Origin of the sequence: Streptomyces chartreusis NRRL 3882 (assembly GCF_900236475.1) — a bacterium.
Classification (GTDB): Bacteria; Actinomycetota; Actinomycetes; order Streptomycetales; family Streptomycetaceae; genus Streptomyces; species Streptomyces chartreusis_D.
In genome coordinates this window covers 2,818,645-2,837,323 of the sequence record NZ_LT963352.1, presented here as the reverse complement: position 1 = coordinate 2,837,323, position 18,679 = coordinate 2,818,645, and the positions used below count along the sequence as shown (strand labels likewise).

At 69.7% G+C, this 18,679-nt stretch carries 20 protein-coding genes; 16 read left to right on the top strand and 4 right to left on the bottom strand.

Going from position 1 to position 18,679, the window contains the following annotated elements; all coding sequences use genetic code 11:
- Positions 1 to 49 precede the first annotated feature (49 nt).
- From SCNRRL3882_RS12430 to SCNRRL3882_RS12405, 6 genes are read left to right on the top strand one after another with little or no spacing between them, the layout of a single operon-like run.
- Entirely contained in the window at positions 50 to 514 is a 465-nt protein-coding gene (locus tag SCNRRL3882_RS12430; protein ID WP_010048566.1) for a cupin domain-containing protein, read from the top strand.
- Positions 511 to 1,779: a beta-ketoacyl-[acyl-carrier-protein] synthase family protein gene (locus SCNRRL3882_RS12425; RefSeq protein ID WP_010048567.1), complete on the top strand. Its 1,269-nt coding sequence runs from the start codon at positions 511 to 513 to the stop codon at positions 1,777 to 1,779. Before SCNRRL3882_RS12430 ends, SCNRRL3882_RS12425 begins: the two co-directional genes overlap by 4 nt.
- A complete protein-coding gene (locus SCNRRL3882_RS12420; protein ID WP_010048568.1) occupies positions 1,776 to 3,026 on the top strand; it encodes a ketosynthase chain-length factor in 1,251 nt (416 codons plus the stop codon). Before SCNRRL3882_RS12425 ends, SCNRRL3882_RS12420 begins: the two co-directional genes overlap by 4 nt.
- Positions 3,027 to 3,060: 34 nt before the next feature.
- Complete coding sequence (locus SCNRRL3882_RS12415; RefSeq protein WP_010048569.1) at positions 3,061 to 3,318, top strand: acyl carrier protein; 258 nt, start codon at positions 3,061 to 3,063, stop codon at positions 3,316 to 3,318.
- Between the two features lies 1 nt (position 3,319).
- Complete coding sequence (locus SCNRRL3882_RS12410; protein WP_010048570.1) at positions 3,320 to 3,799, top strand: SRPBCC family protein; 480 nt, start codon at positions 3,320 to 3,322, stop codon at positions 3,797 to 3,799.
- Between the two features lie 23 nt (positions 3,800 to 3,822).
- Entirely contained in the window at positions 3,823 to 4,164 is a 342-nt protein-coding gene (locus tag SCNRRL3882_RS12405; protein ID WP_010048572.1) for a TcmI family type II polyketide cyclase, read from the top strand.
- An 82-nt stretch (positions 4,165 to 4,246) separates the two neighbouring features.
- On the opposite strand, the gene SCNRRL3882_RS12400 is transcribed toward SCNRRL3882_RS12405, so the two are convergent.
- Together SCNRRL3882_RS12400 and SCNRRL3882_RS12395 are read right to left on the bottom strand one after the other, a co-directional pair.
- A complete protein-coding gene (locus tag SCNRRL3882_RS12400; protein ID WP_040904422.1) occupies positions 4,247 to 5,242 on the bottom strand; it encodes an amidohydrolase family protein in 996 nt (331 codons plus the stop codon).
- 35 nt (positions 5,243 to 5,277) lie between these two features.
- Positions 5,278 to 6,921 (bottom strand): FAD-dependent monooxygenase, encoded by a 1,644-nt coding sequence (locus SCNRRL3882_RS12395; RefSeq protein ID WP_050810345.1) that lies wholly within the window; start codon positions 6,919 to 6,921, stop codon positions 5,278 to 5,280.
- Positions 6,922 to 7,151: 230 nt separating this feature from the next.
- Here SCNRRL3882_RS12395 and SCNRRL3882_RS12390 point away from each other — a divergent pair, with 230 nt between their 5' ends.
- From SCNRRL3882_RS12390 to SCNRRL3882_RS12365, 6 genes are all read left to right on the top strand, one after another.
- Positions 7,152 to 8,411, top strand: a complete 1,260-nt coding sequence (locus tag SCNRRL3882_RS12390) for a cytochrome P450 family protein (RefSeq protein ID WP_078603005.1) — start codon at positions 7,152 to 7,154, stop codon at positions 8,409 to 8,411.
- Positions 8,408 to 8,755 (top strand): antibiotic biosynthesis monooxygenase family protein, encoded by a 348-nt coding sequence (locus SCNRRL3882_RS12385; RefSeq protein WP_029181779.1) that lies wholly within the window; start codon positions 8,408 to 8,410, stop codon positions 8,753 to 8,755. Before SCNRRL3882_RS12390 ends, SCNRRL3882_RS12385 begins: the two co-directional genes overlap by 4 nt.
- 32 nt (positions 8,756 to 8,787) lie before the next feature.
- Complete coding sequence (locus SCNRRL3882_RS12380; protein WP_010048577.1) at positions 8,788 to 9,297, top strand: MarR family winged helix-turn-helix transcriptional regulator; 510 nt, start codon at positions 8,788 to 8,790, stop codon at positions 9,295 to 9,297.
- A 43-nt stretch (positions 9,298 to 9,340) separates the two neighbouring features.
- The gene (locus tag SCNRRL3882_RS12375; protein ID WP_010048578.1) at positions 9,341 to 9,679 is read left to right on the top strand and encodes a DUF3817 domain-containing protein; all 339 of its coding nucleotides are present in this window, start codon (positions 9,341 to 9,343) and stop codon (positions 9,677 to 9,679) included.
- A gap of 75 nt (positions 9,680 to 9,754) precedes the next feature.
- Positions 9,755 to 11,455, top strand: coding sequence for an acyl-CoA mutase large subunit family protein (locus SCNRRL3882_RS12370; RefSeq protein ID WP_010048580.1), 1,701 nt, complete (start codon positions 9,755 to 9,757; stop codon positions 11,453 to 11,455).
- A 129-nt stretch (positions 11,456 to 11,584) separates the two neighbouring features.
- Complete coding sequence (locus tag SCNRRL3882_RS12365) at positions 11,585 to 11,962, top strand: hypothetical protein (protein ID WP_010048581.1); 378 nt, start codon at positions 11,585 to 11,587, stop codon at positions 11,960 to 11,962.
- A 35-nt stretch (positions 11,963 to 11,997) separates the two neighbouring features.
- On the opposite strand, the gene SCNRRL3882_RS12360 is transcribed toward SCNRRL3882_RS12365, so the two are convergent.
- The gene (locus SCNRRL3882_RS12360; protein WP_010048582.1) at positions 11,998 to 12,633 is read right to left on the bottom strand and encodes a TetR/AcrR family transcriptional regulator; all 636 of its coding nucleotides are present in this window, start codon (positions 12,631 to 12,633) and stop codon (positions 11,998 to 12,000) included.
- Positions 12,634 to 12,867: 234 nt separating this feature from the next.
- Here SCNRRL3882_RS12360 and SCNRRL3882_RS12355 point away from each other — a divergent pair, with 234 nt between their 5' ends.
- From SCNRRL3882_RS12355 to SCNRRL3882_RS12340, 4 genes are all read left to right on the top strand, one after another.
- Positions 12,868 to 13,842: a tetratricopeptide repeat protein gene (locus tag SCNRRL3882_RS12355; RefSeq protein WP_010048583.1), complete on the top strand. Its 975-nt coding sequence runs from the start codon at positions 12,868 to 12,870 to the stop codon at positions 13,840 to 13,842.
- Between the two features lie 622 nt (positions 13,843 to 14,464).
- Positions 14,465 to 15,097 carry a DUF6230 family protein gene (locus SCNRRL3882_RS12350; protein ID WP_010048584.1) on the top strand — a complete coding sequence of 211 codons (633 nt, stop codon included), beginning with the start codon at positions 14,465 to 14,467 and terminating at the stop codon, positions 15,095 to 15,097.
- 118 nt (positions 15,098 to 15,215) lie between these two features.
- Positions 15,216 to 15,779 carry a DUF6114 domain-containing protein gene (locus SCNRRL3882_RS12345; protein WP_010048585.1) on the top strand — a complete coding sequence of 188 codons (564 nt, stop codon included), beginning with the start codon at positions 15,216 to 15,218 and terminating at the stop codon, positions 15,777 to 15,779.
- Positions 15,769 to 17,124, top strand: coding sequence for a hypothetical protein (locus tag SCNRRL3882_RS12340; protein WP_029181780.1), 1,356 nt, complete (start codon positions 15,769 to 15,771; stop codon positions 17,122 to 17,124). Before SCNRRL3882_RS12345 ends, SCNRRL3882_RS12340 begins: the two co-directional genes overlap by 11 nt.
- A 104-nt stretch (positions 17,125 to 17,228) precedes the next feature.
- Here the strand turns inward: SCNRRL3882_RS12340 and pyk are convergent, their stop codons facing one another.
- Positions 17,229 to 18,656, bottom strand: a complete 1,428-nt coding sequence (gene pyk, locus SCNRRL3882_RS12335; RefSeq protein WP_010048589.1) for a pyruvate kinase — start codon at positions 18,654 to 18,656, stop codon at positions 17,229 to 17,231.
- Between the last annotated feature and the right edge of the window lie 23 nt (positions 18,657 to 18,679).

Sequence of the window (18,679 nt, the reverse complement as noted above, 5' to 3'; positions counted from 1 at the left end):
GACACCCCCGCTGAGCGCGGGGCCCACACAGACCGACCTGGAGACGGACATGTACAAGACGCGCCCGCGCATCGTGGACCTCAGCGAGACCGAGCCGAACCGCAAGCGTGGCGGCGACCTGCGCACCCTGCTCACGCCCCTCACGGTGGGCTCCACGAGCGGGTTCATGGGCCTGGCCATCATGCAGCCGGGTGAACGCATCAGCGAGCACTACCACCCGTACTCGGAGGAGTTCGTCTACGTCGTCCAGGGCGAGCTGGAAGTCGACCTGGACGACGTGACCCACCCGATCCGCGCCGACCAGGGCCTCATGGTCCCCATCGGCATGCGGCACCGCTTCCGCAACGTCGGTGACGTCGAAGCCCGGATGGTCTTCCACCTGGGTCCGCTGGCTCCGAAGCCGAGCATGGGCCACGTCGACACGGAGGCCCTGGAGGGGAACGCGAGCGGCGAAACGTACCCGGCCGTGCAGGAGGACGGCGCGCAGCCCGAGCGACGCGGGGTGCCCTCGTGACCCGGCGGGTGGCGGTCACCGGCATCGGTGTCGTCGCCCCGGGCGGTATCGGGGTGCCGGCCTTCTGGGACCTCCTCTCGAGCGGCCGTACCGCGACGCGCGGCATCACACTGTTCGATCCCGAGGGGTTGCGGTCACGTATCGCGGCCGAGTGCGACTTCGACCCGCTCGCGCACGGGCTCGATCCCGGCCTGGTCGAACGCGCCGACCGGTACATACAGTTCGCCGTCGTCGCCGCCGCCGAGGCGGTGGCCGACAGCGGCATCGAGTTCGGCGCCGAGGACCCCTGGCGCGTGGCCGTCTCGCTCGGCAGCGCCGTGGGCGGCACGACCCGCCTGGAGCACGACTACGTCCTGGTCAGCGAGCGAGGGCAACGCTGGGACGTCGACCACCGCGCCGCCGGCCCGCAGCTGCACCGGGCGTTCTCGCCCAGCACCCTGGCGTCCGACGTCGCCGAGTACTTCGGCGCCCAGGGGCCGGTGCAGACCGTGTCGACCGGCTGCACCTCCGGACTCGACGCGGTGGGCTACGGCTTCCACACGATCGAGGACGGCCGCGCCGACATCTGCGTCGCCGGAGCGTCCGACTCCCCGATCTCCCCGATCACCATGGCCTGCTTCGACGCCATCAGGGCGACATCGCCGAACAACGACGACCCGGCGCACGCCTCCCGGCCCTTCGACGCCCACCGCGACGGATTCGTCATGGGAGAAGGCTCCGCCGTGCTCGTCCTGGAGGAGCTCGAACACGCCCGTGCCCGTGGCGCGCACGTCTACTGCGAGATCCGCGGCTACGCCACCTTCGGCAACGCGTACCACATGACCGGACTGACCAGCGAGGGCCTGGAGATGGCGAGGGCCATCGACACCGCGCTCGGACAGGCCCGGCTGGATCCCTCACTCATCGACTACGTCAACGCCCACGGCTCGGGCACCCGCCAGAACGACCGTCACGAGACCGCCGCGGTCAAGCGGTCCCTGGGCGCCCACGCCTATGACACGCCCATGAGTTCGATCAAGTCCATGGTGGGCCACTCGCTCGGTGCGATCGGCGCGATCGAGGTCGTCGCCTGCGTGCTGGCCCTGGCCCACCAGGTGGTCCCGCCGACGGCGAACTACGAGACCCCGGACCCCGAGTGCGACCTGGACTACGTACCGCGCACCGCGCGCCCGCGCAAGCTCGCCAACGTGCTGTCCGTGGGCAGCGGCTTCGGCGGGTTCCAGTCCGCAGTGCTCCTGACAGAGCCGGCCGGGAGGAATCGATGAGTGCTCAGCCGAACCGTCGCACCGCCATCACGGGGATCGGTGTGGTCGCGCCCAACGGACTGCAGACGGAGACCTACTGGAAGTCCGTCGCGGAGGGCCTGTCCGTACTCGACCGGATCGCCCGGGAGGGATGCGGGCACCTTCCGCTCCGCGTCGCCGGCGAGGTGCGGGGATTCGACCCCACGGCGCTCATCGAGGAGACCTTCCTCGTCCAGACCGACCGCTTCAGCCACTTCGCGATGGCCGCCGCCGGTGCGGCCCTGAAGGACGCGGGACTGGGCGATGCGGCCGGCGACTCCCCGTACTCCGTCGGTGTGGTCACCGCCGCCGGGTCCGGTGGCGGCGAATTCGGCCAGCGGGAGCTGCAGAAGCTGTGGGGGCAGGGGTCCCGCTTCGTCGGTCCCTACCAGTCCATCGCCTGGTTCTACGCGGCCAGCACGGGCCAGATATCCATCCGCAGCGGCTTCAAGGGTCCCTGCGGCGTGGTCGCGAGCGACGAGGCCGGCGGGCTGGACGCCGTCGCGCACGCCGCCCGGACCGTGGGGCGGGGAACCGACGTGGTCGTGGTCGGGGCGGCCGAAGCGCCGCTCGCTCCGTACTCGATGGTCTGCCAGCTCGGATACCCGGAACTCAGCACGGTCGAGGACCCGGCGCGGGCCTACCGCCCCTTCACCTCCGAGGCCTGCGGCTTCGTCCCGGCCGAGGGCGGTGCCGTGCTGATCGTCGAGGACCTGGACCGCGCACGCCGACGCGACGCGGACGTCCGCGCCATCGTGGCGGGCCATGCGGCCACGTTCACCGGCGCCTCGCGCTGGGACCGCTCACGGGAGGGGCTCGCCCAGGCCGTCCGCGGTGCCCTCGACGAGGCCGGCTGCGCACCGGAGGAGATCGACGTGGTCTTCGCCGACGCGATGGGTGTCCCGGAGGCGGACCGCGCCGAGGCCCTCGCCCTCGCCGACGCCCTCGGCCCGCACGGCACCCGCGTGCCCGTCACGGCTCCCAAGACCGGCATCGGGAGGTCCTACTGCGGGGCACCCCTGCTGGACGTCGCCGCCGCGGTGATGGCCATGGAGGAAGGACGGATCCCGCCCACGCCCAACGTCTTCGACGTCTGCCACGACATCGACCTGGTGACGTCGACGGCGCGCCCGGCCGAGCTGAGCACGGCCCTGGTCCTCAGCCGTGGACTCATGGGCTCCAACGCGGCGCTGATACTGCGCCGCGACCCGGGACCGGCCGCCCGGTGAAGCCCACAGCACCCGTACGACAAGGAGAACGCGTATGAGCAGTGAAGTGACCCTCGAAGAGCTGGCCGCACTGATGAAGAAGGCCGCCGGTGTCACCGTCGACCCGCACGACCTCGAAGCCCGGGTGGACACCCCCTTCGCCGAGTTCGGGCTGGATTCGCTGGGCCTCCTGGGCATCGTGGGCGAGCTGGAGAACCGGCACGCCCGGGCGCTGCCCACCGACGCGGAGAAGTGCAGGACCCCCCGCGACTTCCTCGACCTCGTCAACAGCACCCTCACGGCAGGAGCCTGAGATGGCAGGGCACACCGAGAACGAGATCACCATCGCCGCACCCCTCGACCTCGTCTGGGACATGACCAACGACATCGAGAGATGGCCGCAGCTGTTCAGCGAGTACGCGGCCGCCGAGGTGCTGTCCCGGCAGGGCGACACGGTCACCTTCCGCCTGACCATGCACCCCGACGAGAACGGCAAGGTGTGGAGCTGGGTGTCGGAACGGACCACCGACCGCGACAAGCTCACCGTCACGGCACGCCGGGTCGAACCCGGTCCGTTCGAGTACATGAACATCCGCTGGGAGTACGAGGAGACCCCCGACGGCATCCGGATGCGCTGGACCCAGGACTTCGCCATGAAGCCGGACGCGCCGGTCGACGACGCCGGGATGACGGACATCATCAACCGCAACTCGCCCGTCCAGATGGCCCTCATCCGCGACCGCATCGAGCAGGCCGCCGACGAGCGGCGGACCTCGCCCGTCACGCCCGCCTGAACGCCGCCGCGTTAGGAGACCTCATGCACCACGCCCTGATCGTCGCCCGGATGGCCCCGCACTCGGCCCCGGACATCGCCGAGGTCTTCGCGGCCTCCGACCGCGGCGAACTGCCCCGCCTCGTCGGGGTGACCCAGCGTTCCCTCTTCCAGTTCGGCGATGTGTACATGCACTTCATCGAGGCCGAGCAGGACCCGGCCCCCGCCATCGCGCGGGTGGCCGGGCACCCCGAGTTCCGTGACATCAGCAGCAGGCTCGAGGCGTACGTCAGCCCGTACGACCCGCAGACCTGGCGCGGTCCGAAGGACGCGATGGCGCAGTGCTTCTACCACTGGGAGAGAGACGCGGCCCCGGCCACCCGGTGACGCCGGGAAGAGAAGGCCGCCGCCCGTGAGGGCGGCGGCCTTCCTTCTCTTCTCGTGCGGCCGGGAGCCGTGCGGCCGGGAGCTACGAGGAGCGCGCCAGTGCCGGCAGCAGACGCAGGGCGTTCTCCCGGTTGATGCCCCTGAGCTGCTCGGGTGAGACGAAGGGGTCGCTGTCCAGAGCGGGTACGGCGATGTCGGCGACGACCTGTGCGGGGGTGGGCGGCCAGTCCGTGCCGAACAGGACCCGGCCGGGATCCACCGTGGCCAGCAGCGTGGGCGTGGCGGAGGGGGACATGGGGCCCGCCGTGTCGAAGTAGAACCGGTGGAGGTAGTCACGGACCCTGCCCGGCTCGATCCCGGGGGTGAGGTGCCCGCCGAAGAGTTCGAGCCGAGTGGCCATGTACGGCAGGAAGCCTCCTCCGTGGGGAAGGACGAAGCTGAGATTCGGATAGCGGTCCAGGGTGCCGTTGCGGATCAGGTTGATGGCCGCGCGTGTGGTGTCCATGAGGAAGTCGCACACGAAGGGCGGCATCCCCGGCAGTCCGGGGCTGCCGCCGGGATCGCCGGCCTTTCCGGCCGGCACTTCCATGGGGTGCGTGCTGACGACGGCGGACCGGTCGTTCAGTTCCTCCAGGAGGCGGTCGTGGCCGGCGTCGCCGAGGTAGACACCGTCCATGCTCGTTCTCGTGCTCACTCCGACGGCCCCGAGCTCGTCGAGTCCGAAACGGAGGCTCCACTGGGAGAGCTCCAGGTCGTCCAGGAACACAGGAGTGAAGAAGGCGAAGCGCGCGGGGTGGTCCTCGACGACGTCGGCCGCCGCCCGCAGGGCGATCCGTGCGCTCTCCTGGCGCTGCGCGCGTTCGCGGAACCGTCCGAGCATCGCGACGGTCATGACGGCGGTGCTGATGCCCGTCTTGTCCATGACCTGCAGAGCCGCGTCCAGGTCCCAGCGTGTCCACCAGGGCAGCCTCTCGCGGTTGACGACACCGCGTTCTTCCGCCCAGTCCAGCCAGGCCGGCGCGGTGAAATGGTGGTGGACGTCCACTCGGCCCGCGACGGGGCCTTCTTCGAATGTCATCGGCATGTCCTCGGCGTGGTCGTTTCGGTGGGTGCTCAGTCGCGGCAGAGCACGGTCTGCAGTACGTCCGTCAGGACACGGCCGGCGGACGGCAGGTGGGTGGGGGCGCGCCAGGCGACGAAACCGTCCGGGCGCACGAGGACGGCACCGTCGGCGGCGGTGCCGTGCAGCGCCGCCCAGTCGGCATCCGGCTCGGGAACGAGGTCGTGGTCAGGGCCGTCTCCGACGAGATACACCTCGACCGGAACGCCCAGGTTCTCGCCGGCCTGCTCCGCGGCGCGGCGCCACTCGTGGCCTTCGGCCCCGGCGAGCACCACGAAGGAACGCTCGTACAGATCGAGAGTGGAGATCCTGGCGCCACGCGCCCAGACCCACATATGGGGTGCGCGGCTCCCCGGCGCTCCGTCGATCAGGAAGGTCTCCGGGACGACCGGCTGCTGAGGGGAAGCGCCCACCACGGCTTTCGAGGCGTACCGGTAGCAGAGCGCGACCGTCATGAGGTCCGCCGCGTCGTTGTTGCGTCCCGCTGCCGGGCGGAACGCGGGGTGCTGCTCCTCGGCGGCCTGCCGGGAGGCCCGTGCGCTCGTCGTGACAGCGACCGGCCGACGTTCGCACTCGTAGGTGTCGAGCAGCGGCAGGCCGGCCCAGCCGCCGAGTACCGCGGCGAGCTTCCAGGCGAGGTTGTGGGCGTCCTGGATCCCGGTGTTGGAGCCGAACGCCCCGTTGGGCGGCATTTCATGAGCCGCGTCACCGACCAGAAAGACCCGCCCCCGCCCGTAGCTGTCCGCGACTCGTTTGGAAGCGTGCCAGGGCGCTTTCCCTGTGATCTCGACATCAATGTCCGGAACACCGGCGGCCGCGCGAATATGCGCGGCGCAGCGCTCGTTTCCGAAGTCCTCCAGGGTTTCGCCCCGATCGGGGTACCAAGGGATATGGATGACCCACCGCTCCTCGTTGTCCACGGGCAGCAAGGCGCCTTCCCCCTGTGGATCGGTGGTGTAACAGACGATGAAGCGCCTCGGTCCGACGTATTCCTTGAGGGTCTTGCTCCGGAACGTGACACTGACGTTGTGAAACAGGGCACCGGGCCCGGACTGGCCGATACCAAGACTTTTGCGAACGGGGCTTCTCGGGCCATCGGCGGCCACCAGGAAATCAGCTTTCACGGAATAGGTCTCACCGGTGTCCCGGCGCATGATCCGGGCCAGGACTCCCTCTTCGTCCTGCGCGAAGGAGAGCAGCTCCGCCCCGAAGCGGATGTCTCCGCCCCGGCGCGCGCGGTTCAGCAGGACCGGCTCCAGGTCGTTCTGGCTGCACAGACACCAGTTCGAGGAGCTGACCCGGGAGACGTCCATGCCTGCGGCGATGTCGTCGACGATCCACCTGCGCTGGTCCCCGACGAGGGTGTCCACCTGGAGCACGCCGTCGTTCCCGGCGAGAGCGAAGGCAGCCTCCCGCACACTCTGCTCCAGTCCGGCGGTCCGGAAGATCTCCATGGTGCGCACGTTGTTCCCGCGGCCCCGCGGGTGCGTCGACGTCTCGGCGTGCCGCTCCACGAGCATGTGCTCGATTCCAAGACGACCCAGGAACACGGAGGTGGAAAGACCCACCAGGGATCCGCCTGCGATGAGAACTGGTACAGATTCCACTCCGCGTCCGTTCACTGGTTTCCTCGTCATCCGGCGATTACCCAGCCCGGGAACGGTGGACTGGCCCGTCCATGATGTTTACCAAGCAGGACCTACGCGCGCGATCCGGGGCGCCCCGGGGTACGCCGGCCGGGTAACCGGAGCAGTTTTGCGCACATACTGCGGTGCTCGGACTCATATGGCCCAGCAGTGTTTGCGGCGCAGCGCCGGCCGGGAAATCGTGTGACCGACCGACGGAACTCTCGACCCCGGGACCAGCCATGACGCAAGCGTTCGCATCCGAGGAAATGTCGCCCGAAGAGGCCGCTGCCGCCGCCTCGGCCTGCAGCCGGGAGTTTCGCGCCGACCCGCATCCCGTCTACGCCGCGCTCAGGGCTTCAGCGCCCGTATGCCCGCTGAAGCCCCCGCACGGGGTCGACACGTTTCTCATCACCCGGTACGACGACGCCCGTGCCGCCCTGGCCGATCCCCGGCTGAGCAAGGACATGTACGGCGCCATCGACGCCTACCACCGGATCTTCGGCGACTCGTCGATCGCCCTGGACGACAACATGCTCTTCTCGGACCCTCCGAAGCACACGAGGCTCCGCAGGATCGTCGGCACCACCTTCACCCCCAAAAGGGTGGAATCGCTGCGTCCGAAGGTCCAGAAGATCACCGACGAACTGCTGGACCGCTGCCCGGCATCGGAGCCCGTGAACCTCCTCCAGGAGTTCTGCTTCCCGCTGCCGCTGCACGTGATCTGTGAACTCCTCGGCGTCCCGGAGAACGAACGCAGGCAAGCCCAGGAATGGTCGGCCACCGTCGCTCAGACCGGCTTCGGGCCGGAGGCGAGAAAGGCGCTGGAGCTGGCCGAGGGCAACCTGCGCGACTACCTGGTGGACCTGATCGCGCGCAAGCGGAGGGAGCCGGACGGAGCTCTGCTCAGCGCACTCGTCACGGCGCAGGACGAGGACGGCGCGCTCACCGACCACGAACTCGTCTCCACCGCGTGGGTGCTGCTCTTCGCGGGCCACAAGTCGACCGCGTACCAGATCGGCAACGCCGTCTACCACCTGCTCAGCCGGCCGGAGCAGAAGCGCCTGGCGTTCCGGGACCCGGAGGCGACGGCCGCAGCCGTCGAGGAGATCTTCCGGTTCGAGACCTCCGTGGAGAACTCGACGTTCCGCTACGCGACGGAAGACATCAAGATGCGCGACACGCTCATCCCCAAGGGTGCGCTCGTGCAGATCTCGCTCACGGCGGCCAACCGGGACCCGGAGATGTTCCCCGACCCGGACCGCATGGACGTCGAGCGCCCGAACGTCCAGGCGACGCACCTCGCGTTCGGCCTCGGCCCGCACTACTGCATCGGCGCGCCCCTGGCACGTCTGGAGATGCAGATCGCCCTCGCCACGCTCTTCGGGCGCCACCCCGGCATGGCCCTGGTCGGGGAGCCGGAGGACGTGCGCTGGCTGACCGTGCCGTTCCCCGCCTTCCGCGGGCTCGCGGAACTCCCCGTCGTCCTCGACCCGTCGTGACCGGGGAGGCGCCGGCACCGGCGCGGGTGCGAGTGGTGCGCCTGCTGCGCGTCAGGGAGGGAAGGGAAGCGGAGTTCGTGGACGCCTACGAAGGTGTACGCGACGGCGCCATGCGGTCTCCCGGGCATCTGCGCGAACAGCTCTGCCGCTCCGTCGACGATCCCGGTCGGTGGCTGCTCACCAGCGAGTGGGAAAGCCTCGAAGCCATCAAACGGTGGCGGACCGACCCCGATCACAGCGCTCTGGTCGGGCCGATGAACGCCTGTCTGCACGACGACCGGTGGACCGGGGTCTTCGAGATCGTGCCCGAGAGCACCGGTGACCGAAGGCCGAGACAGGGCTGACCATCATGTGACCGGCCGGTAAGGTCGGGTTCGTGCCGAAGCCGCTCAGTCTCTCCTTCGATCCGATCGCGCGCGCCGACGAACGCTGGAAGCAGCGCTGGGGAAACGTGCCGTCCATGGCCGCGATCACCTCGATCATGCGCGCCCAGCAGATCCTCCTCGCCGAGGTCGACGCGGTGGTCAAGCCGTACGGGCTGACGTTCGCGCGGTACGAGGCGCTGGTGCTGCTCACCTTCTCCAAGTCGGGCGAGCTGCCGATGTCCAAGATCGGCGAGCGGCTCATGGTGCATCCCACGTCGGTGACGAACACGGTGGACCGGCTCGTGAAGTCGGGTCTCGTCGCCAAGCGGCCCAACCCCAACGACGGGCGCGGCACCCTCGCCAGCATCACCGACAAGGGCCGCGAGGTGGTCGAGGCGGCGACCCGCGACCTGATGGCGATGGACTTCGGGCTCGGGGCGTACGACGCGGAGGAGTGTGCCGAGATCTTCGCGATGCTGCGCCCGCTGCGGATCGCCGCGGGGGACTTCGAGGAGGGGTGACCCGGGCCAAGATCTCCCGGAACGGGTGGTTACGCTCGACGGCATGAAAAAGAGCGTGCTGACCCGCTACCGCGTGATGGCCTACGTCACCGGTGTGCTGCTGGTCCTGCTGACCATCGGCGTCATCGCCAAGTACCTGCTCGACATGGACGGTGCCGCCGACTTCACGCGCGTCGTCGGCATCGCGCACGGCTGGCTGTACGTCGTGTACCTGATCTTCGCCTTCGACCTGGGCTCCAAGGCGAAGTGGCCGGTGGGCAAGCAGCTGTGGGTGCTGCTCGCCGGGACCATTCCGACGGCCGCCTTCTTCGTGGAGCGCAAGATCAGCCACGAGCTGGAGGCCAGGGTCGCGGAGGACTCGCCCGCGCCCGCCAAGGCGTAACCGCACCGCCGTACGGACCAACGTACGGCGGTCTGCCATCGACATTTACTTGGACGTCCTAGTAAATTCGATGGTATGGACGCTGACGCCATAGAGGAAGGCCGCCGTCGCTGGCAGGCCCGGTACGACTCCGCGCGCAAGCGCGAGGCTGACTTCACCACGCTCTCCGGCGACCCCGTCGAGCCGGTGTACGGGCCCCGGCCCGGCGACAGGTACGACGGGTTCGAGCGGATCGGCTGGCCCGGGGAGTACCCCTTCACCCGCGGCCTGTACGCGACCGGCTACCGAGGGCGTACGTGGACCATCCGGCAGTTCGCCGGGTTCGGCAACGCCGAGCAGACCAACGAGCGCTACAAGATGATCCTCCGCAACGGCGGGGGCGGGCTCTCGGTCGCCTTCGACATGCCGACGCTCATGGGCCGCGACTCCGACGACCCGCGCTCGCTGGGCGAGGTCGGGCACTGCGGTGTCGCGATCGACTCGGCGGCCGACATGGAGGTCCTGTTCAAGGACATTCCGCTGGGCGACGTCACGACGTCCATGACCATCAGCGGACCGGCCGTGCCCGTCTTCTGCATGTACCTGGTCGCCGCCGAGCGGCAGGGCGTCGACCCGGCCGTCCTGAACGGCACGCTCCAGACGGACATCTTCAAGGAGTACATCGCCCAGAAGGAGTGGCTCTTCCAGCCGGAACCGCACCTGCGGCTCATCGGCGACCTGATGGAGCACTGCGCGGCCGGCATCCCCGCGTACAAGCCGCTGTCGGTCTCCGGCTACCACATCCGGGAGGCCGGGGCGACGGCCGCGCAGGAGCTGGCGTACACGCTGGCGGACGGCTTCGGGTACGTGGAGCTGGGGCTGTCGCGCGGGCTGGACGTCGACGTCTTCGCCCCCGGTCTGTCCTTCTTCTTCGACGCGCACGTCGACTTCTTCGAGGAGATCGCGAAGTTCCGGGCGGCCCGGCGGATCTGGGCCCGCTGGATGCGGGACGTGTACGGGGCGCGGTCGGAGAAGGCGCAGTGGCTGCGCTTCCACACCCAGACGGCGGGTGTCTCCCTCACCGCGCAGCAGCCGTACAACAACGTCGTACGGACGGCCGTGGAGGCGCTGGCGGCCGTGCTCGGCGGGACGAACTCGCTGCACACCAACGCCCTGGACGAGACCCTCGCGCTGCCGAGCGAGCAGGCGGCGGAGATCGCGCTGCGGACGCAGCAGGTGCTGATGGAGGAGACCGGGGTCGCCAACGTGGCCGACCCGCTGGGCGGTTCCTGGTACGTCGAGCAGCTCACCGACCGGATCGAGGCCGACGCCGAGAAGATCTTCGAGCAGATAAGGGAGCGGGGGCTGCGGGCGCACCCCGACGGGCAGCACCCGATCGGGCCGATCACCTCCGGGATCCTGCGGGGCATCGAGGACGGCTGGTTCACCGGGGAGATCGCGGAGTCGGCGTTCCGGTACCAGCAGGCGCTGGAGAAGGGCGACAAGAAGGTCGTCGGGGTGAACGTCCACACCGGCTCGGTCACCGGGGACCTGGAGATCCTGCGGGTCAGCCATGAGGTGGAGCGGGAGCAGGTCCGGGTGCTCGGGGAGCGGAAGGCCGGGCGCGACGACGCGCGGGTCCGTACGGCGCTCGACGGCATGATCGCCGCGGCACGGTCGGACGCGAACATGATCGAGCCGATGCTGGAGGCGGTACGGGCCGAGGCGACGCTCGGCGAGATCTGCGGCGTGCTGCGGGACGAGTGGGGGGTGTACACGGAGCCCGCCGGTTTCTGAGCGGGACGGTCGCGGGTCCTCCAACTCCCGGTTTCCCGGCCGGTTCGGTCGTCATGCGCAGCCCGTGAGCGGACCTCGTGCGGCACCATACCCCTCAGTGCACGATTCGCTGACGACTGGAGGACCTCCGTGGAGCCCATCACGGCCGGACTGCTCGTGGCTCTCGCCTCAGGGACGGCCGGTGCGGCCGGCGAACAGATCTGGGCGTCCCTGCGCGACCTGGTCACCCGGAGGGGACGCCGTGCGGGGGAAGAGGAGCCGGCGCTGCCCGCCGAGCCCCCGCGCACCGAGGAGCGGGCCGGGCAGCTCGCCGCGCTGCTCAACGCACGCGCCCGGCAGGACCCCGACTTCGCCGCGGCGCTGGAGGTCTGGCGGCGGCGGGCGGACGCGGAGGCCGGATCGCGGTCCGGGGACGTTCACAATGAGATCTCCGGCGGCACCCAGGGCACGGTGATCCAGGGCCGGGACATCCACGGCAACATCACCTTCGGCGGCGGTTCCTCCTGAGCGGGCCGCACTCCGGCGCGGCGGACGGGCCCGGCTCAGCCGGCGGCCGGGTGTGCGGCTTCTCCCGTCAGGCCCTTGAGCAGCACCAGGGTGAAGCCGCGGACCCACTCCTCGTCCACCGGCTGCCCGCTCACCAGCGTGCGGTGGACCACCGCTCCCGCCACCATGTCGAAGATCAGGTCCGCTGTGCGGGACGCCGTGACGGGATCCGGTTCGGGCGGCAGTTCGCCTCTCGCCCGGGCTCGGGATCTGCCCTCCACGACCAGGCGTTTCTGGCGGTCGACCACCGATTCGCGGATGCGTTCGCGCAGGGCGTCGTCGCGGGTGGCCTCCGCGACCACCGCCATCAGGCCGCTCTTCGCCTCGGGGCGGGCCAGGATGGCGGCGAACTGGAGGACGACGCCCTCGATGTCCGCGGCCAGTGAGCCGCTGTCCGGGAGCTCCAGTTCGTCGAAGAGTTCGGCGACCGCGTCGACGACCAGTTCGTTCTTGCCGGCCCAGCGGCGGTACAGCGTCGTCTTCGCAACCCCGGCGCGGGTCGCGACGTCTCCCAAGGTGAGCTTGGACCAGCCCAGTTCGACCAGCGCCGCCCGCGTCGCGGCCAGGATCGCGGCGTCCGCCGTGGCGCTGCGCGGGCGCCCGGTGCGGCTGGCTGGGCTGCGGCTGTGCATGTCCTGACCATAAACCGGCGGTTCCTGTGTGGCCGTGAGGGAGATCACCGGGAGGTGGTGTTCCGGCGGTTCGGTGTGGCATTACGCTACGACTCGTAGCGAAAGCCCGTGAGGGACGTACACGGGCTCGAGCGACCTGGCGTGGGGTGGGGACCCGGCGCCGAAGGGCACCCGACCGGCCCGGCTTCCACATCGTTTTTCACACGCGCGCGCAGTACGGGGGAGGATAGACGCATGCAGCCACGGAACATGTCCATGAGCGGAGTCGTCGACCTCGCCGCGGTGAAGGCGGCCCAGGAGGCCAAGGCGAAGGCGGAGCAGGCGCGGGCGCAAGCCGCCCGGGAAGGCGGCGCGGGGGCGATCTCCCCGGCCGACCTCGTCATCGACGTCGACGAGGCGGGGTTCGAGAGGGACGTCCTCCAGCGGTCCGCCGAGGTGCCCGTCGTCATCGACTTCTGGGCCGAGTGGTGTCAGCCCTGCAAGCAGCTGAGCCCGGTCCTGGAGCGGCTGGCCGTCGAGTACAACGGCCGCTTCCTGCTCGCCAAGATCGACGTCGACGCCAACCAGATGCTGATGCAGCAGTTCGGCATCCAGGGGATCCCGGCGGTGTTCGCGGTCGTCGCGGGGCAGGCGCTGCCGCTCTTCCAGGGGGCCGCGGGCGAGGCGCAGATCCGGCAGACGCTGGACCAGCTGGTGCAGGTCGCGGAGCAGCGCTTCGGTCTGACCGGCCTCACCGTCGACCCCGAGGCCGACCCGGGCGGCGCCCAGTCGGCTCCCGAGCGGCCGGCCGGTCCGTACGACGGGCTCCTCGAGGCCGCCGTGCAGGCGCTGGACTCGGGCGATCTGAGCGGTGCCGTCCAGGCCTACAAGAACGTACTGAGCGAGGACCCGGGCAACGAGGAGGCCAAACTGGGCCTCGCCCAGGCCGAGTTGCTCCAGCGGGTGCAGGGCGTCGACCCGCAGCGGGTGCGCAGGGACGCGGCCGAGAAGCCGGCCGACGTGCAGGCGCAGATCGCCGCCGCCGACCTGGATCTGGTGGGCGGCCATGTGGAGGACGCCTTCGGCCGGCTCATCGAGACCGTGGGGCGTACGGTGGGTGACGACCGGGACACCGTGCGGAAGCGGTTGCTGGAGCTGTTCGAGGTGGTCGGACCCGAGGATCCGCGGGTGGTCGCGGCCCGCAGGGCCCTGGCGCGGGCCCTGTTCTGACCAGTCGTTAAACACGCGGGCCTGTGGTGCCCATGTGAAGAATTTGCCGACAGAGCGTCACCGCGGCCGCGCTTTACCAAAACTTGGTAATCGCGGCCGCTGTTACTACGAGTAAGTCGTGGGCGTTGATCTGTCGGTTTCTGTCCAGCGATCAACAGCTTTGTACCGCCGTTCGACAACACCCTGTGTCGTCGTCCGAGACCGGGGGGTCGTTGTTCGGTTATCCCGCCGTTACTAGCCAGTAACGAACCCCCTTGTGCGGGCGGCGAGAATGCACCACGATCGGCCACGCTCGGTCCATTCCCGTACCCCGGCAGCCGGTTGGGTCGCGGGACGTCCTGGGTCCCCACCGAGCAGAGCCGGCGGCAGTGGCGCCGGCTCTTGGACAGGGGGGTCTTCGCCCGTCCGGCGAAGCCTGTCCAGCAGGGTTGTGCGTGATGCGTGTCAGGCGCGACCAGTGGTTGTCGCTCGGGGGTGATCGCCGGTGATTCGGGCGCTAGTTGCGCCGCCGAGTGCAGGCGCTCTCCTTCCCGAGGACGTAGCACTTCTCCCATCCCTGCCCGGCTGAGCCGCGACTCGGGGCGAGCCAGGACAGGAGATGTACGTCCGAGAAGGAGGAAATATGGAGTCCCAGGTGCGTGGCGGGACCAGATGGAAGCGGTTCGCTGTGGTCATGGTGCCCAGCGTCGCCGCCACGGCTGCGATAGGTGTCGCCCTCGCGCAGGGCGCTCTCGCCGCGTCGTTCAGCGTCTCCGGGCAGTCGTTCAAGGTCACGACGAAGGAACTCGTCGGTGAGGGCTTCTCGCAGTACGGCGCCCTCGACGAGGGGTACACGCTCGACGGCAAGAAGGCTGTGCACCCGGTCGCGGTCTCGTCGTTCAAGACGGCGACGATCAAGGACCTGTGCCAGTCGGTCGTCACCCCGAACATTCCGGTGCTCGGGAACGTCAGCCTGATCCTGCGTGCCGGCCAGGGTGCGAAGCCGGTCGAGGCGCAGAACCTCTACATCGATGTCGCCGACCTCAGCGCCGACGCGACGTTCGAGAACATCGACATCGGTGTGGCCGCCAAGGACGCCAACAAGGGTCCGGCCATGAGGAAGGGCGAGACGTCGAACCCGTACGGCTTCGCCCAGCAGGCGGACCGGGCGACCCTGTCCGACGTGAAGCAGACGGCGTGGGCGACCACCGCCGGAACCTTCAAGCTCAGCGGCCTGAAGATGTCGCTGTCGACGGGTGTCAAGGAGTGCTACTAAGCACTCGATGACGGGCGGGGGAGCCGGTGGCGCCCCCGCCCGTCCACCTTCCGGCCGGGCCTTCACGGACGGCCCACATCACCACCACAGCAACGCCGTACCAGGGAGCTGTTTTTCCATGAGCGCCGAGACTCCTGCCGCAGACGGCCAGTTCACTCTCCGGAGGCAGCAGTTCCGCGCCTGGCGGGGTACGCGGCCGTTCTGGGCCGGGCTGTTCGTCCTGCTCAGCGGACTGCCCATCGCCTACTTCCCGTACGCGAACCTCCAGATCGGTCACCTGACGCTGGCGATGGCGACCACCGCGGGTGCCGGTTCCCTGATCATCGGCGTGCTGCTCGTCGTGCTGGGCGTCAGCCTCTGGTTCCAGAAGCACGTCCGGGTCTTCGCGGGTGTCGCGGCGATCCTGCTGGCGCTGGTGTCCATCCCCGTGTCCAACCTCGGCGGCTTCCTCATCGGCTTCCTCCTCGCCCTCGTGGGCGGGGCGATGGCCGTCGCCTGGGCGCCGGGCCCGCCGCCCGCGGGGCAGCTCGCCAGCCACGCGACCACGGGCACGGGCGATGCTCCCGACGCCATGGACCACGACACCACGGTGCTCAAGCCCGTGGACGGGGTGGGCGAGCCGAACGATCTGTCAGGAACGAACCCGGCCAACGGGGCGAACGGGAGGCACAGTGCCGGCTGACGAGGTGACCCACGGGGCTGATGTGGAGGCGTCCCGTGTGAGAACCGGGCCGCGCCACGCGGCACCCAAGAAGCCGCTGTTCACCAGGTTCAACAGGCCCGCGGGCAAGGCGATAGCCATGGCGGCGATGCCGACCGCGGTCCTCATGGGCATGGGCTTCACATCCACGCTCGCCATCGCCGACAGCAACAACCCGGCGACGCCGACGTCGAAGAGCCTGACGGCCGACGAGTACAAGGAGTGCGTGGCGGCCCTGGAGGACGCCAAGGACCCCAAGGGCGACGACTCCGCCTCGCCCACGCCGTCCCCCTCGGCGAGCGACGGGGCGAAGGACGAGAACGCCGGCAAGGGCGAGACGGCTCCCACCCCGTCCCCCTCGGCCCCCGAGGGCGGCACGGGCGCGGACAAGGGCGATTCCTCTTCGTCGGATTCAGGTTCCGACGACAAGGGCGAGCCCGAGCCGTCCCCGTCCCCGAGCACGCCCGGCGGCGACTCGGCCGCCACGCCGTCCCCCTCGCCGTCCGAGAGCGGCGGCAACGTGCTGGAGGACATCGGCGACGCCATCTCGGGCATCTTCGACGGCGGGAACAAGGCCGGCACGAGCCCGAGCCCCACCCCGTCCGCCTCGGCGTCCGAGAGCACCGAGAAGACGGGCGACGACGCCGCCGGCACGGTGAAGGACACGACCGAGAAGGCCACCGGCACGGTCGAGGACACCGTCAAGGACACCGCCGACAAGGCGTCCAAGGCGGCCGAGGACACCGGCAAGGCCGTCGAGAAGGCGGCGGAGCAGGCCGGGAAGGCGGCGGAGCAGGCCGGGGAGGCCACCGCCTCGCCCAGCCCGTCCCCGAGCTCCACCACGGACGCCGAGGACTGCCCGGCCGCCACGGACGCCGAGGGCGGCGTCGACAACAAGGTGCCGCTGCCCGACGACCCGTGGTTCCTCAACGCCAGCTCGCTGACGCTGAAGGGCGCCGACTACAAGGGCGTCGTCGAGGTGCGCACCGCCAACGGCACCGTCAAGAAGGTCCTGAAGTACGTCATCTCCGGCGGCACCGACATCGGTGACCTCCACCAGACGGTCAAGGACAAGCAGTCCGGCAAGACCTACCACGTGCAGGCGGCCAAGGGCTCGACGTCCACGATCCGCGACGGCGACACGGTGATGTACACGGAGAGCATCTCCGGGAACCTGCTCGGACTGATCCCGATCACGTTCGACCCGGAGCACCCGCCGCCGCTGAACATCCCGCTGATCTACTTCACCAACGTGAAGGTCCAGCAGGCCGGCCAGTTCGGCGGGACCCTGCACGTGCCCGGGCTGCACAACTACATCACCGACTGAAGCCCCCTCAAAGCCCGTTCGGGAGCCGCAGACGCCGAGGGCGCCCCCTGACCCCAGGGGGCGCCCTCGGCGCCGTACACGGGCCCTCAGGCCCTTTCCACCGGTCAGCTCTTGGCGCCGCCCAGGTGGTGGACGCGCACCATGTTGGTGGTGCCGGGGACGCCGGGGGGCGAACCGGCGGTGATGACCACGATGTCGCCCTCGTTGAAGCGGTTCAGCTTCACCATCTCCTGGTCCACCAGGTCGACCATCTCGTCGGTGCTGTTCACGAACGGCACGACGTGCGGCTCCACGCCCCAGCTGAGCGCCAGCTGGTTGCGGGTGGACTCGTCCGTGGTGAACGCGATGATGGGCTGGACGGCGCGGTAGCGGCACAGCCGGCGGGCGGTGTCACCGGACTGGGTGAAGGCCACCAGGCCCCGGCCGCCGAGGAAGTCGGCGATCTCGCACGCGGCCCGGGCCACCGAACCGCCCTGCGTGCGCGGCTTCTTGCCCGGCACGAGCGGCTGGAGCCCCTTGGACATCAGTTCCTGCTCGGCCGCGGTGACGATCTTCGACATCGTCTTGACGGTCTCGATCGGGTACGCGCCCACGCTCGACTCGGCGGACAGCATGACCGCGTCGGCGCCGTCCAGGATCGCGTTGGCCACGTCGGAGGCCTCGGCGCGGGTCGGACGGGAGTTGGTGATCATCGACTCCATCATCTGGGTCGCCACGATCACCGGCTTGGCGTTGCGCCGGCACAGCTCGATCAGGCGCTTCTGCACCATGGGGACCTTTTCGAGCGGGTACTCGACGGCGAGGTCACCGCGGGCGACCATCACGCCGTCGAACGCCATCACGACGTCCTCCATGTTCTGCACCGCCTGCGGCTTCTCCACCTTGGCGATGACCGGGACGCGGCGGCCCTCCTCGTCCATGACGCGGTGCACGTCCGCGACGTCCTTGGCGTCCCGGACGAACGACAGCGCTACCAGGTCGCAGCCCATGCGGAGGGCGAAGCGGAGATCCTCGATGTCCTTCTCGGACAGGGCCGGCACGTTGACGGCCGCGCCGGGCAGGTTGATGCCCTTGTGGTCGGAGATGACGCCGCCCTCGATGACGATCGTCCTCACCCGGGGGCCCTCGACCTCGGTGACCTTCAGCTCGACGTTGCCGTCGTTGATCAGGACCTGGTCGCCCTTGGTCACGTCGCCGGGCAGGCCCTTGTAGGTCGTCCCGCAGATCGTCTTGTCGCCCGGGACGTCCTCGGTGGTGATGGTGAACTCGTCACCCCGGACCAGCTCCACGGGACCCTCGGCGAAGGTCTCCAGACGGATCTTGGGGCCTTGGAGGTCGGCGAGGACCCCGATGGCCCGGCCGGTCTCCTTGGCGGCGGCACGGACCCGGTCGTACCGGCCCTGGTGCTCGGCGTGCGTGCCGTGGCTGAAGTTGAAGCGGGCCACGTTCATGCCGGCCTCGATCAGCGCGACAAGCTGCTCGTGGGAGTCGACCGCGGGGCCGAGAGTACAGACGATTTTCGAACGGCGCATGGGGGCGATCCTATCGGTTTGTT

What these genes read in the sequence shown, in the direction of transcription:
- SCNRRL3882_RS12350 (WP_010048584.1), top strand. Translation starts at nt 14,465, where the DNA reads ATGGAGTCCCAGGTGCGTGGCGGGACCAGATGGAAGCGGTTCGCTGTG.
- SCNRRL3882_RS12405 (WP_010048572.1), top strand. Translation starts at nt 3,823, where the DNA reads ATGCACCACGCCCTGATCGTCGCCCGGATGGCCCCGCACTCGGCCCCG.
- SCNRRL3882_RS12410 (WP_010048570.1), top strand. Translation starts at nt 3,320, where the DNA reads ATGGCAGGGCACACCGAGAACGAGATCACCATCGCCGCACCCCTCGAC.
- SCNRRL3882_RS12390 (WP_078603005.1), top strand. Translation starts at nt 7,152, where the DNA reads ATGACGCAAGCGTTCGCATCCGAGGAAATGTCGCCCGAAGAGGCCGCT.
- SCNRRL3882_RS12370 (WP_010048580.1), top strand. Translation starts at nt 9,755, where the DNA reads ATGGACGCTGACGCCATAGAGGAAGGCCGCCGTCGCTGGCAGGCCCGG.
- SCNRRL3882_RS12415 (WP_010048569.1), top strand. Translation starts at nt 3,061, where the DNA reads ATGAGCAGTGAAGTGACCCTCGAAGAGCTGGCCGCACTGATGAAGAAG.
- SCNRRL3882_RS12400 (WP_040904422.1), bottom strand. Translation starts at nt 5,242, where the DNA reads ATGACATTCGAAGAAGGCCCCGTCGCGGGCCGAGTGGACGTCCACCAC.
- SCNRRL3882_RS12355 (WP_010048583.1), top strand. Translation starts at nt 12,868, where the DNA reads ATGCAGCCACGGAACATGTCCATGAGCGGAGTCGTCGACCTCGCCGCG.
- SCNRRL3882_RS12395 (WP_050810345.1), bottom strand. Translation starts at nt 6,921, where the DNA reads ATGACGAGGAAACCAGTGAACGGACGCGGAGTGGAATCTGTACCAGTT.
- pyk (WP_010048589.1), bottom strand. Translation starts at nt 18,656, where the DNA reads ATGCGCCGTTCGAAAATCGTCTGTACTCTCGGCCCCGCGGTCGACTCC.
- SCNRRL3882_RS12345 (WP_010048585.1), top strand. Translation starts at nt 15,216, where the DNA reads ATGAGCGCCGAGACTCCTGCCGCAGACGGCCAGTTCACTCTCCGGAGG.
- SCNRRL3882_RS12360 (WP_010048582.1), bottom strand. Translation starts at nt 12,633, where the DNA reads ATGCACAGCCGCAGCCCAGCCAGCCGCACCGGGCGCCCGCGCAGCGCC.
- SCNRRL3882_RS12430 (WP_010048566.1), top strand. Translation starts at nt 50, where the DNA reads ATGTACAAGACGCGCCCGCGCATCGTGGACCTCAGCGAGACCGAGCCG.
- SCNRRL3882_RS12420 (WP_010048568.1), top strand. Translation starts at nt 1,776, where the DNA reads ATGAGTGCTCAGCCGAACCGTCGCACCGCCATCACGGGGATCGGTGTG.
- SCNRRL3882_RS12375 (WP_010048578.1), top strand. Translation starts at nt 9,341, where the DNA reads ATGAAAAAGAGCGTGCTGACCCGCTACCGCGTGATGGCCTACGTCACC.